Genomic DNA, 17016 nt, shown 5'->3' on the forward strand with positions numbered 1-17016 from the left:
ATAGGCGAGACCGCGAAGCTACCTCTTGAGCGAGTGACAAATTGACGAATCCAACCGGCCGTTCCCATTGGCCGATCAAAGTGCCAAGCCTCATTGAGGTGTTACGGAGGCTGTTACGCCATACTGTTACGGCAACCAACCAAACCGTTCCATAACGTGTTGATTATGCTTATTTTCACGTTGATGGTCGGGGAGACAGGATTCGAACCTGCGACCCTCTGGTCCCAAACCAGATGCGCTACCAGACTGCGCCACTCCCCGACATGGCGGTGGCAATGCCGCTTTGCGGGGCGGCGGTCAACCGGTGATGATGATCAGGCGGTGAGGGCGCGGGCCATGGCGGTGATGATAGCATCGGCGTCAAGCGCATAGTGGCGGTACAGATCGACCAGATCGCCGGTCTGGCCAAAGCAGTCGACGCCCAGTGGCACCACGCGGTGGCCGTGCACGCCGCCCAGCCACGACAGGCTGGCCGGGGCGGCATCGCACAAGGTCACCAGCCGCCCGCCGGGGCGCAGCGGGGCCAGAAGCGTTTCGATATGGCTGCCCCCTGCCCGCCAGCCGCGGTGCAGCAGATCGGGGCTGGTGACGACCAGCAGGCCGAGGCCGGGGATGTCGCCCTCAAGCGCTTCCCACGCGGCGATGGCCTCGGGCAGCAGCGCGCCCATGGCGACGATGGCGGCTTCGGTGCCCGCGATGGGTTCACGCAGCCAATAGCCGCCGGCGATGGCGCCGGCCTGCCAATCAGTGCCCTGGCGCTGCGGCTGGGCGATGCTGCGAGTGGACAGGCGGAAATAGACACTGCCGCCGTCATCGGCCTGCACATGGCCGAAGGCGTGGTGAAGCAGCAGCGCCAGTTCGTCGACAAACGCCGGTTCATAATGCGTCAGCCCGGGCTGGCCCATGGCGATGAGCGGCGGGTTGATCGACTGGTGGGCGCCGCCTTCCGGCCCCAGTGTGACGCCAGACGGAGTGGCGACGAGGATGAAGCGCGCATCCTGATAACAGGCGTAATTCAGCGCATCCAATCCGCGCGCGATGAACGGATCATAGACGGTGCCAATGGGGATGAGCCGCGTGCCGAACAGCGGCGCGGCAAGGCCGGCGGCGGCCAACACCAGGAACAGATTATGTTCGGCAATGCCAAGCTCGACATGCTGGCCTGAGCCCTGCCCCTGCCATTTCTGGGGTGACGGGATTTTCGCGGCACGGAACACATCGGGCATCTGCTGGCGGCGAAACAGCCCGCGCGCATTCACCCACGGGCCAAGGCCGGTGGACACCGTGACATCGGGCGAGGTGGTGACAATCCGGTCTGCCAATGGCCCGCCGGCTTTGGCCAGATCGAACAGGATGCGGCCGAACGCCGATTGTGTGGCTTGTTCGTCGCCGGCCGGCGCTGGAATGGCCGGCACGGGCACCGGTTCGAAGGCACGGTCACGCGGCAAGGTCGCGGCGGGGCTGCTGGCAACGAAGGCTTGCAGCGCGGCGGCCTGATTGTGTCCCAGCCCGGCCCAAGGTTGCCATTCCTCCCCGGCCGGGATGTTCATGGCGGCGCGCAGGCCCTCGATCTGGGTGGGGTTCATCAGGCCGGCGTGATTATCCTTGTGGCCGGCAAACGGCAGGCCTTTGCCTTTCACGGTGTAGGCGATGATCAGACAGGGACGATCATCACTGGCGGCCTGAGCATAGGCACCCAGCAGGCTGGCGATGCAGTGACCGCCAAGATCGGTCATCAGCAGGGCCAGCGCGTCGTCGTCGTGGGCATCGAGGATGGGCGCTGCCGCTGCGCCGAGATCGGCCATCAGCCGCGCCCGCCACGCCGCGCCGCCCTGATAGGTGAGCGCCGCATAATCGGCGTTGGGGCAATCATCGAACCAACGATCAAGCGCCGCCCCGCCCGGCCCGGCAACGGCAGCGGCGAGGCGGCGGCCATGTTTCAGGGTAATCACCCGCCAGCCGCAGGTTTCGAAAATGTCGTCGAAACGCCGGAACATCCGGTCGGCGGTGGTGTGATCGAGGCTCTGGCGGTTGTAATCGACGATCCACCACAGATTGCGGATATCGTGCTTGTAGGCCTCGATCAGGGCTTCGTAGATGTTGCCTTCGTCCAGTTCGGCATCGCCCATCAGCGCGATCATGCGGCCGGTGTCGGCGGGGGCAAGCTGGCCGTGCGCCACCAGATAATCCTGGAACAGCGAGGCAAAGGCCGTGACGGCCACGCCCAGCCCGACGGAACCCGTGGAAAAATCCACCGGAATCGCGTCCTTGGTGCGGCTGGGATAGGATTGCGCGCCGCCAAAGGCGCGGAAATTTTGCAGTTTTTCCAGACTCTGGTTGCCCAGCAGATAGTGGACGGCGTGCAGCAGCGGCCCGGCGTGCGGTTTGACTGCAACCCGGTCATTGCGGCCCAGCGCGGCGAAATACAGGCTGGCCATGATGCTGCTCATGCTGGCGCAGCTGGCCTGGTGGCCGCCCACCTTCACGCCGTCGCGGCTGGGGCGCAGGTGGTTGGCGTTGTGGATCGTCCACGCCGCCAGCCAGCGCAGGCGGGCGTCGAGCGATTCCAGATGCGCTATGGTTTCGGGGGTGGCCGGCAGCATCGCCTGCCCTTGCCGCGAAACTGCTGGCCTTGCAACGCCGCCGCCGCCATCATGCGGCTTGGGGAGAATGACTGATGATCTTGTGGTCTGCGCCTGATCCGGCGCCCAATCCGCGCCGGGTGCGGCTTTTTCTGGCGGCCAAGGGGCTGACCATCACGGAAAAAATGGTTTCACTGATGGCGCGGGAGCATAAATCGGATGCGGTGCTGGCGCTGAACCCGCGCGGGCAGGTGCCGTTTCTGGAACTGGACGATGGCCGGGTGATTGCCGAAAGCATCAGCATCTGCCGCTATCTCGATGAACTGCACCCGCAGCCGCCGCTGATTGGCAGCACGGGCTTTGAACGCGCCGAGACCGACATGTGGATCCGCCGGGTGGAAACCGGGCTGGGCACGCCGGTGAGCCTGTTCTGGCAGCACGGCCACCCCTACACCGCCAAGCTGGTCAACCAGATTCCGGCGATGGGCGAGGCGGCCAAGCCGCAGGCGCTGGCGATGATGGGTTGGTTTGACGGCGAACTGGCGGGCCGGCCGTGGCTGGCAGGGGAGCGGTTTACGCTGGCGGATATCAGCCTGCTATCAATCGTGGATTTTGCTGGGTGGATCGGGATCGGAATGCCCGCAGATGCCAGTCATTTGCAGGACTGGCACCGGCGGGCGACGGCGCGTACGGCCTAGAAAAACAACTTCCGCAAACTCAGCGTGACGTTGCGTCCCAGCGGATCGAGCTGGTCGCGCTGGAAGCCGATGGGCTCGGCGCCTGAGCGGTTCTTCACGTTGATACGGTCGTTGAGAATATTATCAAACCGCAGCGACACGCGGCTGCCGCGCAGCCACGGCGCAGCGCGCAGCACATCGGCGCGCTGGCCCAGATCGATGAACAGCCGCAGGTTGGCGGTGGTGCGCGGCGAAAAGAACAGATCGTTTGCCGACTGAGCGGCGCCCGATGGATCGACCAGCACCGATGTGGACGATTGCCAGTTCACCGATACGCTGCCGCCCAGCCCGCGCCGGCCGCCGCCCAGCCGGGATTCGATCTGGTGACGCGGCGCGCCGCCCTGTGACCCGACCGCCGAGCCATTCAGCAGATCGAGCACCGGCAGGCCGGGCCGGATGCCGATTTCGTTGCGGAAGGTCCAGGTATGGAACACGGACAGTTGCAGCCGGCCATCGAGGAACCCGCCCCGACCGCCACCGCCGCCGCCCCGGAAGCTGCCGCCACCGCCGCCACCGCTACTCGGTGGTCCACCGGCTGGAGCACCGGCGGCAGCAGTGGCGGCAGCAGCGGGCGGGCCACCCGCGCCCAGCGGGCGCTGGCCGGGTGTGAAGCCATAGGGATTGCGAGCAAAGGCGCGCACTTCGGGCGGCAGCGGCTGGCCGCTCTGCACCGCTTCCTGCACCTTGGCGCGGGTTTCGGCAAAACGACGCTCGATCTCGGCCCGCTCGGCCTTGCCGGGCTTGAGCGTCTGGGTGAGGGTGAAACCCCAGCGCAGTTCCTGCCGCTGCGAATAATCGAAATTCACCGGGCGGTTGTCGATCTGCTGCAAACGCCCGCCAGCATCGCGGCTGAAGCGGCCTGGAAACGCGGCTTCGAGTTCGGCGGTGGCGGTGGGGAAGGCCGCGATCGGATCATCGGTGCGCTGCCAGATATAATTGGCATTGATCACCAGATCGGCGGCCTCGATCGGCTTGAGATTGAAGCCAAGTTTCCACACTTGCCGCGTGTCGCCCGCCAGCGCGCGGTTACCGCCGTCAAGCCGGCTGATGTCCACCGTTTCGCCACGCAGAAAATCGAACACGCGCACGTTTGGGGTAACGATGGTGGGGTCACCCAATTGGCCCACGGATGGTGCGCCCTGTTCGCGGGTGAAGCTGGCGATGAAGGTGTACCCCGGTTTGGGTTCCCAGTTCACGCCGGCGCCCCAGGTGATGAGCGTGCCGAAATCCGACAGCGTGTCGGCGGCGATATTGGCGTTGAGGGTGAGTTTGCCAAGAAAGGCCAGCACGTTGTCCCGCACCGACGCGATGGGCAGATCGACATTGGCCTGAAAATTGCCCTGCGTGCGCGACAGATCGGCGGCGGCGACGATGCCGGCGCGGGTGGCCGATGCGTCGAGCGCCACATGCTGCACTTGCGCCTTGAGCGCCACCGCCAGCGGCCCGGCGGGCAATTGCAGTGCGCTGCCGTTGAGCAGCAGATCGAGGCTGAGATTGTCGCTGATGCTGGCGGCGGTATCGGCAAGCCGCGCGCCGCCAAACACGCCGCCGCCATAGGGAGACAGGCTGCCGGCGGTGATCTGCGCCTGCGCGGCGCTGATATCGATGCCGCGTTCGATGCGGCTGCGGTTTTCGGCGTGGTTCCAGTTGCCGGTGAGGTTCCAGCGCCATTTGCCGACATTGCCGTCGAGCACCGTGCCCAGCCGGCTGTTCCAGTTTTCACCAGAACGCCCCAACGGATCGGCGGCAAAACGGTTGACCAGCACAGGCTGCGCGAAGGGTGAAAACGCGCCGCCGGGGGGCAGATTGAAGCTGGCGGCGGGCAGGCCTTGCAGGCTTTCGGTCAGCGTGCGCTCGATGCCGCCAGTAAGCGTTGCGCCGATGCTGCCCAGCGTGCCGGCAATGGTGCCATTCAGGCTGGCGGTGCGGCTATCGGGTAGCAGGCTGCGGAATGGGCGGATATCGGTGCTGTTCGCGGGCGCTGCGGAAAATTGCGCCAGCGTCGGATTGGCGGCGCCGGCTGGCACACCGAGCACGGTGCGGCCGGGCAGCGCCGGATCGATCTCACCGCCGGGCAGCAGCGCGGAGATATTGCTAGCCAGCGCGAACGGCCGGCTCTGCGGCGGCGTGGTGATGCGGCGTTCGTCTTCCGTCACCATGGTGTCGATACGATATTGCGCTTCGATGCTGGTGCGGGTGCCGTTTCGCAAGCGCAGCAGATTGGCTTCGATTTCGGTGGAAAAACGCCCGCCGTCGGTGGGGCCTCCGATATCAAATTCGCCGGTCCACGCCTGAAAACGCGGGCGCAGCACGAAATTGATGACACGTTGATCGGCGCGGAAACCGTATTTGAGGCTGACCTCTTCGGGCAGCACTTCGACGCGGGCGATGGCTTCGGGCGGAATGTTGCGGATTTCGGCAAAGCCCGATGTGCGCTTGCCATTGAGCAGCACCGCCGGCGGGCCGCCGCCGCGCCCACGCCCCGACTGGGTTTGCGGCACGATCTGGGCGAGGATTTCGGTGATCGATCCAGCACCGATGGCGCGAAGCTCCTGCGCGCCAAACACCAGTTCCGGCTTGATATCGCCCACCACCTGGCCGGGCAGGCGCTGGGTGGAAACCGTGATCTGCTCGTCTTCTTCCGGCGCAGTTTGGACAACCCGCAGCGGCACGCCAGTGACCGGGAGTGATTGGGCCGTAGCCGGCGCAGCCGCTAGCAGCAGGGCAAGACGGTGAGGCAATGACACGGACGGGTTCCTGAAGCGATCTGGGGCTGAGCCGGGGGCTGGCACTGTGCAAGAAGGCCCCTAACCGTATTGCCGGTGTTGAGGAATCCCATGCGGCAATCACTACGGCGCGGCCGCGGATTTCCCCCGCGCAGCTGTTACAGCGACAGGCGGTGATCCAGCGCCTTCAGCACCACGATGTCGGCCACTTGCCGGGCCAGCTCGATATGCTCCAGCCAGTTGGGCCGGTTGATGCCGTTCCATATCGACAGCGCAAACTGCCGGGCTTCGGCCTCGCTCATCTGGCGGAACCGGGCATAAAAGCTGCCCGGATCGGTGGCAGCCGCGTCCCACAGGCGCATGAAGCGGGCGAGGAACCAGGCAATGATGTCGGCCTCTGCCGCATCGATGTAGATCAGCAGATCGAGCGGCGGGCGCTGGCCGGCGGCGGGCGCGAGGCCCAGGCCTTCGATCAGCACGATGTCGGCGGCGGCGATGATGCGAGCGGCGGCGGGATCGACGTCGTAGGTGGTGTGGCTGTAGGCCGGGACAGTGACGGGGCCAAAGGATGGCAGTGTTTTGAGCCCGGCGAGCGCGGCCGCGAGGGCCGGCGCGTCAAAACTTTCGGGAAAGCCCTTGCGCAGCGACAAGCCTTCGGCCTCGAGCACGGCGTTTGGCTTGAGGAAGCCATCGGTGGAGACGATTTCCACCGTGAGCCCCGCCGGCAGCGCATCGGCAATCTGGCGGGCCAGCGTCGTTTTACCCACCGCCACCGAGCCGGTGATGCCCGCGACCATGGTTTGGCCTGGCGTGTGCCGGGCAGCGATGCGGGCGGCGAGTTCGGCGGGTGTGGTGGGTGTCACACCAACCGCCCCCTAAACCAGCCGGCTTTGCGCCATGGCCGCGGCGATGAAGCCTGAAAACAACGGGTGCGGATCGAACGGTTTGGATTTCAGTTCCGGGTGGAATTGCACGCCGATGAACCACGGATGGTCGGGGCGTTCTACCACTTCGGGCAGCAGGCCGTCGGGGGACATGCCGGAAAAGATCAGCCCCTGCGCTTCGAGCGCCGGGCGATAGGCGGCGTTGACTTCATAGCGGTGGCGGTGGCGTTCCTCGATATGGGTGCTGCCATAAACGCTGGCCGCCACACTATTATGCGCCAGTTCTGCCGGATAGGCGCCAAGCCGCATTGTGCCGCCCATGTCGCCGCCGGCGTGGCGGGTTTGCAAGCCTTCCGAGCTCATCCATTCGGTGATCAGGCCCACCACCGGTTCGTTGGTGGAACCAAATTCGGTGGTTGAGGCTGCACTGATCCCGGCCTGGTTGCGCGCTGCCTCGATGCAGGCCATCTGCATGCCGAGGCAGATGCCGAAAAACGGCACGCGGCGTTCGCGGGCAAAGCGCACCGATGCGATCTTGCCCGCGCTGCCGCGTTCGCCAAAGCCGCCGGGTACCAGGATGCCGTGCATCGGTTCCAGCCGGGCGGCGACGTCACTGCCTTCGAATTCCTCGGCATCGAGCCACTTGATGTTGACCTTCACCCGATTGGCCAGGCCGCCGTGCACCAGCGCTTCGGTGAGCGATTTATAGGCGTCCTTCATGCCTGTATATTTGCCGACAACGCCAATTGTCACTTCGCCTTCGGGATTGTGGATGCGATCGCCGATATCCTGCCAACGTTCCAGATCGAGCGGCGGCGCATCGGTGATGCCAAAGGCGCGCAGCACTTCATCGTCCAGCCCTTCGGCGTGATATTGCAGCGGCACCTCGTAGATGGATTCCGCATCGAGCGCCGAAATCACCGCTTCCATGCGGACATTACAGAACAGTGCGATCTTGGCGCGGTCGCTTTCGGGCAGCGGATGTTCGGACCGGCAAACCAGAACATCCGGTTGAATCCCGATGCCGCGCAATTCGGCAACGCTGTGCTGGGTGGGCTTGGTTTTCAATTCCCCAGCAGCCGCGATGAACGGCACCAGCGTGACGTGGATGTAGCAGACATTGGTCTTGCCGACGTCGGCTGCCAGCTGTCGAATGGCTTCAAGGAACGGCAGGCTTTCGATGTCGCCAACGGTGCCGCCGATTTCGCACAGCACGAAATCCAGTGCTTCGGTTTCGGCGCGGGCAAAGGTCTTGATGGCATCGGTGACGTGCGGGATCACCTGCACGGTGGCGCCGAGGAATTCGCCGCGGCGTTCACGCGCGATGATGTCGGAATAAACCCGGCCCGACGTGATATTATCGGTTTTGCGCGACGGCACGCCGGTGAAGCGTTCGTAGTGGCCCAGATCGAGATCGGTTTCCGCGCCGTCGTCGGTCACATAGACTTCACCGTGCTGATACGGGCTCATCGTGCCGGGATCGACGTTGAGATAAGGATCGAATTTGCGGATGCGCGCACGATAGCCGCGCGCCTGCAAAAGCGCTGCCAGAGAGGCACCCATGAGACCCTTGCCAAGCGAAGAGACCACGCCGCCGGTGATGAAAATATACCGCGTCATGGGAGAAAAGCCTTAGGCCCAAATCGCCCTGCCGCGCCAGCCCCCACGTTGCGGCGCAGGCAAATTGCCTGTGGACAGTCGGCTACCAGCGCCAGAACAGCCGCACCGCCGCGCCGTCGTCATCGGGGCTGGCGGCGATGTGGCCGGGATGCGTCCGGTGGAACAAGCTGAATTGCATCTGCCCGGCCGCAAACGGCACGGCATAAAGCGCTTCGGCGGCGGTTTCGCGCACCGTTGCACCGGCGCGGACGGGATCGGCGATGCCCAGGATCCGCAGCGGGCCGGACAGCGCCAGCGGGCGGGAAACAGCAAACGTGAGCGTGTCGCCCGCTGCCGCCACGCCATCAAGCGCCAGTGCGGCGCTGGCGGCATCGCCGGTAAAGCGCCCGGCCTGAACGATGAGCCCGCCGCCGGCCAGATCAATGCGGCTGCTGGCCCGGCGCCATTCGCCCGAAAGCCGCACGCGGTGCCCAAGAGCCAGCAGCGCGGAGACGCCCACGCTGGTGGTAGCGGCGCCTGCGAGGCCAAAGCCGGCGGAAAGCCGCGTGCCCATCAGGCTGCCGCGTTCGGCATCGACGCGCAGCAGGGCCGCCAGTTCAAGGCCGGGGGTGACAACGCGGGACAGGCGGATGAGCGCGGTGGATTGCAGCGCGGCGGCTTCGCGGGCGATGGCAGGCAGCACCGATTGGCCAAAGCCGGCGGCCAGGGTGAAACCGCCCACAGGCTGCGCAAATGCCGCTGCACCCAGCGGCCGGCTGCCGAGCGGCAGGGCGGGATCGGCGGTGATGAGATCGGGACTGCGGCCCGCCGGCTGCGCCAGTGCGACCAGCCCGGCCACTGCCTCGCCGTGGCCGGCCACCAGAACGGTGCCGCCAGACAGCATGAGCCGGACATGGCCGACCGGGCTGGCCTGCGGGCGCTGGCCGGGGCTGAGGGCCGCCATGGTGGCGCGGTCCCCGGCCCACAGGCCGCGGTTTTCGCCCAGCAGGGCAAAGGCAGCGGTGCTGGTGTCGGTGGTGGTGGTGGCGGCTTCCACCGGCGTTGCCAGCAATCGGCCCGCCAATCGCCCGGCCGGAGCAACGCTGATCCCTTGCCCCAGATCGACCGTGAAAGCGCGGCCATATGAATCCGCAATCACCACGCCGGCCAGCGCGCCGCGCAGCGCGCCGCCATCGCCCAGCGCTGCGCCCAGCGAACCGCCAGCGGTGATCGCCGCCGGCTGGCCGCCGATTGTGCTGGTGCCGAGCGGCTGGAAGGCGCGGGCGATGTTGAGCAGGCCGCGGCCATAAATCTCGTCGGTGCCCGCCGCGCCCAGATCGTCGGCAGAGCGGAGCAGGATATCGACGATCTGCGCGCCCGTGAGTGCCGGGAACGCCTGCGCCAGCAGCGCCGCCGCGCCGGAAACCACCGGCGCGGCCACCGATGTGCCGCTGTACAGGAACGCGGCGCCATCCTGATTGAAACTGAGCAATTCCACTCCCGGAGCGACCAGGTAGTGCGGCGCCAGCACCCCGGCGCGGTTGGAGAAACTGGTGATTTCATTGCTGGCGCCCACTGCGCCAACCACGATGGTGGTGGCCTGCGAAACGGCCACAAGCTGGTTGGCAAAGCCTGTCGGCGCGGCGAGCGCTTCGTTGCCCGCCGACAGCACGAGGATTGCCCCGGCACCGGCAGCGCGGGCCGCCGCCGCGCGCTCGGCCGCTGTGGCGGAACCGCCGCCCAGCGATATGTTGATGACCCGGGCGCGGGCATCGGCAGCGGCATCCAGCGCGGCAACGATGGCCGAGCTGGCATAGGAACAGCCGTCGGCATCGCAGCTGCCCGGTGTGTCGGCGCGCAGGGCCAGCAGGATGGCCTGCGGCGCGACGCCGTGCATCCCCGCCCCGTTGCGCGCCGCCAGCAACACGCCAGATACCGTTGTTCCGTGGCCGCGTTCATCGGCAAGCGCGCGGGTAGAGGCGACATCACGGCTGGCAGGCGAAATCCGCTCGGCGAATTCGGGCAGCGCCGGGTTCACGCCGGAATCGATGACGGCGACGGTGATCCCGCTGCCGCTGAAACCACGATCATAGGCCGCCAGCGCCTGCGCCTGCACCGCGCCGTTCGATCGGCGATATTCCGCGGTGTCGAAGGCGCTTGGGGTCGGGGTGGGCGTAGGTGTTGGCGCTGGTGTTGGCGCTGGTACCGTGCCAATATCGCCGCCGCTACCGCCGCACGCGGCCAGCAGCAGCGCCAGCGAAAGGGCCATGTAAGGGGCGAGGCGGGACCGCATCATGCGGCTAAGATGCAGAATTTTCGGTGTCAGCACAACAGCGGCGCAAAGCGTGACCGCGTTGTTTTCAATCCGTTTCGATGCGGCTGTTGGCCTTCGTGTCCGGCAGCGCCAGCGCGGCAACCAATGCGATCCCGGCCATGCCGGTGACATACCAGAAAAAGCCCGATTCCACGCCCGCGTCCTTGAACGCCAGCGCCGCATATTCAGCCGATCCGCCAAAGACCGCGACACCCAGTGCATAGGGCATGCCCACGCCGAGCGCGCGGATATGGGCCGGGAACATTTCGGCTTTCACCAGGCCGGAAATGGCAGTGTAGCACGACAGAATCGCGAGGCAGCCGATCAGCAGAGCCAGGCTTTCCAGCCCCGGTTTGGCCGTGCCCAGCGCCGTGAGCGCCGGCACGGTGGCCAGCGTTGCCATGATGCCGAAGCTGACCAGCAGCGTGCGCCGGCCCAGAATGTCGGACGCGGCGCCGAACAGCGGCTGCATGGCGGCATAAGCCAGCAGCGCAATGGCAGACGCCGACGTGGCTTCCTGCTTCGTCCAGCCAGCCGAGAGCACCAGATATTTCTGCATGTAGGTGGTGAAGGTGTAAAACCACAGGCTGCCGCCCGCCGTGAGCGCCAGCACGATCAGCAATTGGCGCGGGTGAGCCAGCAGGCGTTTGAGCAAGCTGCCGGGCGGGATAACGGCATTTTCAAAGGCTTCGGTTTCCATCAGCCCGGTGCGCAGCCAGAACACCAGCACCGCGCACGCCGCACCAACCACGAACGGGATGCGCCAGCCCCAGTCCTTCAGGGCAGCCTCGTCCATCTGCGATTGCAGCAGCACCAGCAGTGCCAGCGCCAGCAGCTGCCCGCCCACCAGCGTGACATATTGACAACTGGCTAAGAAGCCGCGCCATTTCGCCCGCGACACTTCGCTCATGAAGGTGGCAGACGCGCCATATTCGCCGCCCACCGAAAGCCCCTGCACCAGCCGCGCCAGCAGCAAAATGGCCGGGGCCAGCAGCCCGACATCATCATAGGTGGGCGCCACCGCAATCATCAGCGAGCCAAAACACATCATGGCAACCGAAACGGTGAGCGCCGATTTGCGGCCGCGCTTGTCGGCCCAGGCACCCAGCAACCACGAGCCGATGGGGCGCATCAAAAAGCCGACCGCAAAAATCGCCGCACTGTTCAGCGCAGCGGCAAGATCATCACCCGGTGGGAAAAAGCGCGGCCCGAAATACAGCGCAAACGCCGAATAGGCATACCAATCATACCATTCGACCAGATTGCCGGCGGCGCCGCCGAAAATCTGGCGCAATTGGCCGGGTTTTGCAGTTCCGACCACGCTGTGCGCTTGTTACTGTGCGACCGGAACGCCGGGGATGCCCGGCAGCTGTGCAGGCGCGTTCGGGGTTGGTGCCGAACCGGCCGGAGCCGCAGTCTTGGCCACGGCATTGGGATCGATCACGCGCGCCTTGTTGGTGCCAGCAGCCAGCACGGCCAGCAGGATCGACATGGCGACGAACAGCGCGGCCAGGATGGTGGTCGAACGGGTGAGCAGATTGGCCGCGCCGCGCGCCGTCATCAGCCCGCCGCCGCCGCCGCCGCCAATGCCCAGCGCGCCGCCTTCGGACCGCTGCAGCAGGATCACCGCCACCAGCGCGAGGGTGATCAAGCCGTGGATGACAAGCAGAAAGGTAATCACGGGCGGGAGGCTTTCGTTGCAATCGGGATACGCGACCGCGCTTACATGGCTTCGCAGTGCGGTGCAATCAAGGAGCGATGTTGTGTGGTGGGCCGCGTTACGGCGGGGCAGCGGTGATGGCCAGCAGGCTCTGCGCCGTCAGGCTCGCCCCGCCGACGAGCACGCCTCCAACCTCGCTCACGCGCAGCAGCTCGCTTGCATTGGCGGGCGTGACAGAGCCGCCATAAAGCACGCGCACGCCGTAGCCAGCCGGGCCGTAACGCGCCACAAGGTTGGCGCGGATGTGGGCGTGAGCGGACGCCACATCGTCCAACGTGGGGATGAGGCCGGTGCCGATCGCCCACACCGGTTCGTACGCAATGATCAACGCTTCGGCGTCATCGGGCAGTGATCCGGCGAGCTGGCTGGTCAGCACATCGTTGGTCTGCCCGGCGCCGCGCTGGTCGCGGGTTTCACCAATGCACAGGATCACCTCCAGCCCGGCCGCGCAGCCGGCGGTGGCCTTGGCGCGCACATCGGCATCGCTTTCAGCCTTGTCCCGCCGCCGCTCGCTGTGGCCGACAATGACAAAGCCAGCGCCCAGATCGGCCAGCATCGCCGCCGAAACGCAGCCGGTGTGGGCGCCGCTTTGTTTGACGTGGCAATCTTGGCCGCCGATTTTCACCGCGCCGGCCGCAACGATCACCGACCGGTCAATCAGCGTGAACGGCGGTGCGATCCACAGGCTGCGCGCGCCGTTTCCGGCCCCAGCTGCTGCCATCTGGGCAATCTCGGCGATATCGTCGCCAAGGCCGTTCATCTTCCAGTTGCCGACGATCAGGGCGGGCATTGTCTCTCCAGTATCGTTCGCAGTGGGCCGTGCCAAGGCCATGCCAAGGCCATGCCAAGGCCATGCCAAGGCCATGCCAAGGCCATGCTTGTGGCAAGCGGCACGCATCGTTACAAGCGGCGCGTTATCGTCATCATGGATTTTCGATGCTCGCACTCTTTCGCCGTTCGCTCACAAGCTGGCCCGTGCTCGCGCTGTTCGGCCTGATCCTCGTCGCCTTTGCCGTCACCGGTGTGGGCGATCCCTTTGGCGGCAGTGCGCCGGCCGGATCCTTGGCCAAAGTGGGAGAGCGCACCATCACCGAGCCTGATCTGCTGCAAGCCATCGAGCGCACCGTGCGCGACATTCGCCAACGCGATCCGGCGATGACCCAGGCCGAAGCCGCCCGCCAGGGCGTCGTGGAGCTGATGGCGACCCAGTTGATCGGCCAGACGGCGATGGAAGAACTGGGCGCCGACGCCGGGCTCAGCGCATCCGATACCGCCATCGATGCAGTGATTGCCAGCATTCCTGCTTTCCAAAGCGGCGGCAAGTTCGACCAGCAATCCTACAATCGTGCGCTGTCGCAACAGGGCCTTACCGACAAGCGGCTGCGCCAATCCCTTGCACGCGATCTGGTGCGCGAACAGTTGATCAAGCCGGTCACCGGCGCGCTGGCCGTGCCCGATGGCGTGGCCGAGCTTTATGCTCGCCTGCTCGTCGATCGCCACGAGGGCGCAGTCGCCACCGTGGCAGCCCCGCCCGCCGGCATCCCCACTACCGCCGAAGCTCAGGCGTGGTTCAAGGCCAACAGCACGCGTTTCACCATCCCCGAACGCCGCGGTTTCCGTTTTGCCTTCATCGACAAGGCCAAAATCGCCGCCAGCGTGAGCATCACCGACAAGGCGATTGCCGGCGAGTTTGCCAAGGACCCGGCCAAATATGGCGGCGCTGCTACCCGCGTGCTGGAACAGGTGGTTGTGCCCGATGAATCCAAGGCCAAGGCCATCGTCGTCGCCGCCAGCGCCCAGGGCTTTGCTGCCGCCGCCCAGACGCTGGCCGGTTTTGGTGCCAGCGATATCGCGCTGGGCAGCCAAACCCAGCTCGGCTTTGCCCGCGCCACCAGCGCCGACGTTGCCAAGGCCGCGTTTGCGCTGCCGGTGGGCGGCGTTTCGGCGCCAATCAAGAGCCAGCTTGGTTGGCACGTGGTGCGCGCCGCCGCAGTTGGCAGCGCCGGCAAGACGCTGGCTCAGGCCCGCCCCGCCATCGCGGCAGACCTGACGGACCGCGCCGCGCAGGATGCCGTGGCCGATGTCGTTGCCCGGATCGAGGACGGGGTGGAGGCCGGCAAGAGCTTTGCCGACATTGCCGCCGAGGTGTCGCTGACCATTCAGGCCCAGGGCCCGGTCACGGACAGAGGATTGGCCCAGGGCCAACCGCCGCTTGCCGGCGAACGCGCCACGGTTGCAGCGCGCGCCTTCAAGCATGAACCGGCCGACGGCCCGGTGGTGGAAGATATCGGCGGCGGCCGGCTGGTGGTGATCGAAACCGCCACCGTGCTCCCCGCCGCACCGCCACCAATCAAGGAAGTGATGCCGCTCGCGATGGCCGGCGCCGCGCAGGACAAGGCAATGAAGGCCGCCAAGGTCAAAGCCGACGCCGTGCTGGCCGCAACCAGGAAGGGCGTGAATTTTGCCAAAGCGCTCGCCGATGCCGGGCTGGGTGCGCCGCGGCCCTTGAGTGGCCGCCGCGTCGATATCCTGGGCCAGCAACAGGTGCCCGAGGCCGCCCGCGCCTTTTTGAACGGTGCCGCCGGCAGCACGCAATTGCTGGCCGGCCAAGGCGGCTGGATTCTGGTGCATGTCGATCGTATCGTGCCCGGCGATCCCAAGGCACAAGCCGGCCTGATCGAGGCCAGTCGCCGTGAAGTGGGCAGCGCCCTGCCCGGCGAAATGGCCGAAGGTCTGGCCAAGGCCAGCATGGCGGCCGTGGGCGTTGACAGAAATCAGGCTACCATCGGCAAGCTGCGCCAGCGCCTCTCGGGCGACGGCCCGCAATAACCGCCGTGGTGAGCCCTCAAATCGACCGGCGCATCGCCCCTGATCGCGGCAGCGCCTGTGCAGCGCTGGCCGCTGGCGCGGCGCAACTGGTGTGGACGCGCATTGTTGCCGATACCGAAACGCCCGTATCGGCCATGCTGAAACTGGGGCGCGAAGGATCGGGCGCGTTTCTGCTTGAATCGGTGGAAGGCGGCAGCGTGCGGGCGCGATATTCACTGCTTGGCCTGGACCCTGACCTGGTGTGGCGGGCGCGCGGAAATAGCAGCGAAATCAACCGCAACTGGCGGCAGGACCAGGACACGTTCGAGCCTGTAGCGGGCGATACGCTGGCCGCCTTGCGTGCGCTGGTGGCCGAGGCGCGTGCCGATGTGCCGCCCGAATTGCCCGCCGCGCTGGCCTGCCTTGTCGGTTACATGGGGTATGAAACCGTGCGGCTGGTCGAACCCAGTGTGCCCGATGCCGGCCCGTCGGCGCTGGGCCTGCCCGACATGGTGTTCGTGCGCCCCACCTTGCTGTTGGTGTTCGACCGGTTGAAAGACGAACTGTTCATCGTCGCGCCGATCTTTTCCGCCAGTGACCCGGGCGCCGCCTGGGACGAAGCCGCCGAGCGCATTGCCGAGACCGAACGCCGGCTGGCCATGGCCCTGCCCGCCCACGCGCGGCCGCCAGAGAGCCGGCCGGAAGCCAATCCGCGCCATCACACCGACAAGGGTCGGTTTGCGGCGATGGTGGGACGTGCGCGCGATTATATCCTGGCCGGGGACATTTTTCAGGTGGTGCTATCGCAGCGTTTTTCGGTGGATTTCCCACTGCCGGCGTTTGCGCTGTACCGGGCGCTGCGGCGCATCAACCCGTCGCCGTTCCTGTATTTCCTCGATCTGCCGGGATTTGCGCTGGTCGGCTCAAGCCCGGAAATCCTGGTGCGGGCGCGCGGCGGCGAGGTGACGATCCGGCCGATCGCCGGCACGCGGCTGCGCGGCAAGGATGCCGCCGAGGATGCAGCCAACCGGGAAAGCCTGCTCGCAGACCCCAAGGAGCTTTCGGAGCATCTAATGCTGCTTGATCTGGGCCGCCACGACACGGCGCGGGTTTCGGTGCCCGGCACGGTGAAGGTGACTGACAAGTTTTTCGTCGAATTTTACAGCCATGTCATGCATATCGTCTCCAACGTGCAGGGCCGGCTGGCAGACGGGGTGGACGCGGTGGCCGCGCTGCTGGCGGGCTTCCCGGCCGGCACCGTATCGGGCGCGCCCAAGGTGCGTGCCATGCAGATCATCGCTGAATTGGAAGGCGAAAGCCGCGGGGCGTATGCGGGCGGGGTCGGCTATTTCAGCCCCAATGGCGACATGGATTCGTGCATCGTGCTGCGCACTGCCGTGGTGAAGGACGGCGTGATGCACGTGCAGGCCGGCGCCGGCATCGTTGCCGACAGTGTGGCCGAATATGAGCAGCGCGAATGCGAAGCCAAGGCCGGCGCATTGATCGCGGCGGCACGCGAAGCCATCGCGGCAGCCAACGAAGCCAATTTTGGTCAATAACAGGAGCAACGAACAATGGCCCGTGCAGAATGGAACGGCCGCGTGATCGCGGACACGCCAGACACCGTGGTAGTCGAGGGCAATCAC

General features: G+C 66.2%; 11 protein-coding genes and 1 tRNA gene. 3 read left to right on the top strand and 9 right to left on the bottom strand.

Going from position 1 to position 17016, the window contains the following annotated elements; all coding sequences use genetic code 11:
* Positions 1 to 184 precede the first annotated feature (184 nt).
* Both ACESL8_RS01460 and ACESL8_RS01465 read right to left on the bottom strand, forming a co-directional pair.
* Positions 185 to 261 (bottom strand) — tRNA-Pro (locus tag ACESL8_RS01460).
* Positions 262 to 314: 53 nt separating this feature from the next.
* On the bottom strand, positions 315 to 2603 hold the full coding sequence (locus tag ACESL8_RS01465) for a transketolase (RefSeq protein WP_372915166.1): 2289 nt from the start codon (positions 2601 to 2603) through the stop codon (positions 315 to 317).
* A 74-nt stretch (positions 2604 to 2677) separates the two neighbouring features.
* On the opposite strand from ACESL8_RS01465, the gene ACESL8_RS01470 reads away from it, so the two are divergent.
* The gene (locus tag ACESL8_RS01470; RefSeq protein ID WP_372915169.1) at positions 2678 to 3280 is read left to right on the top strand and encodes a glutathione S-transferase family protein; all 603 of its coding nucleotides are present in this window, start codon (positions 2678 to 2680) and stop codon (positions 3278 to 3280) included.
* Here the strand turns inward: ACESL8_RS01470 and ACESL8_RS01475 are convergent.
* From ACESL8_RS01475 to tpiA, 7 genes are all read right to left on the bottom strand, one after another.
* Complete coding sequence (locus ACESL8_RS01475) at positions 3277 to 6066, bottom strand: TonB-dependent receptor domain-containing protein (RefSeq protein WP_372915171.1); 2790 nt, start codon at positions 6064 to 6066, stop codon at positions 3277 to 3279. The genes ACESL8_RS01470 and ACESL8_RS01475 overlap by 4 nt on opposite strands.
* Before the next feature lie 137 nt (positions 6067 to 6203).
* A complete protein-coding gene (locus ACESL8_RS01480) occupies positions 6204 to 6908 on the bottom strand; it encodes a hypothetical protein (RefSeq protein ID WP_372915173.1) in 705 nt (234 codons plus the stop codon).
* Positions 6909 to 6920: 12 nt separating this feature from the next.
* On the bottom strand, positions 6921 to 8549 hold the full coding sequence (locus tag ACESL8_RS01485) for a CTP synthase (protein WP_372915175.1): 1629 nt from the start codon (positions 8547 to 8549) through the stop codon (positions 6921 to 6923).
* 82 nt (positions 8550 to 8631) lie between these two features.
* Positions 8632 to 10824 carry a S8 family peptidase gene (locus ACESL8_RS01490; RefSeq protein WP_372915177.1) on the bottom strand — a complete coding sequence of 731 codons (2193 nt, stop codon included), beginning with the start codon at positions 10822 to 10824 and terminating at the stop codon, positions 8632 to 8634.
* 64 nt (positions 10825 to 10888) lie between these two features.
* A complete protein-coding gene (locus tag ACESL8_RS01495) occupies positions 10889 to 12163 on the bottom strand; it encodes an MFS transporter (protein WP_372915179.1) in 1275 nt (424 codons plus the stop codon).
* Between the two features lie 12 nt (positions 12164 to 12175).
* On the bottom strand, positions 12176 to 12523 hold the full coding sequence (secG, locus tag ACESL8_RS01500) for a preprotein translocase subunit SecG (RefSeq protein ID WP_372915182.1): 348 nt from the start codon (positions 12521 to 12523) through the stop codon (positions 12176 to 12178).
* Between the two features lie 97 nt (positions 12524 to 12620).
* Positions 12621 to 13352 (bottom strand): triose-phosphate isomerase, encoded by a 732-nt coding sequence (gene tpiA, locus ACESL8_RS01505; protein ID WP_372915184.1) that lies wholly within the window; start codon positions 13350 to 13352, stop codon positions 12621 to 12623.
* Between the two features lie 146 nt (positions 13353 to 13498).
* Here tpiA and ACESL8_RS01510 point away from each other — a divergent pair, with 146 nt between their 5' ends.
* A complete protein-coding gene (locus ACESL8_RS01510) occupies positions 13499 to 15391 on the top strand; it encodes a SurA N-terminal domain-containing protein (protein ID WP_372915186.1) in 1893 nt (630 codons plus the stop codon).
* A gap of 8 nt (positions 15392 to 15399) precedes the next feature.
* Positions 15400 to 16929 (top strand): anthranilate synthase component I family protein, encoded by a 1530-nt coding sequence (locus tag ACESL8_RS01515; RefSeq protein ID WP_372915188.1) that lies wholly within the window; start codon positions 15400 to 15402, stop codon positions 16927 to 16929.
* The last annotated feature ends 87 nt before the right edge of the window (positions 16930 to 17016 follow it).

Origin of the sequence: Sandarakinorhabdus sp., from assembly GCF_041689835.1 — a bacterium.
Classification (GTDB): domain Bacteria; phylum Pseudomonadota; class Alphaproteobacteria; order Sphingomonadales; family Sphingomonadaceae; genus Sandarakinorhabdus.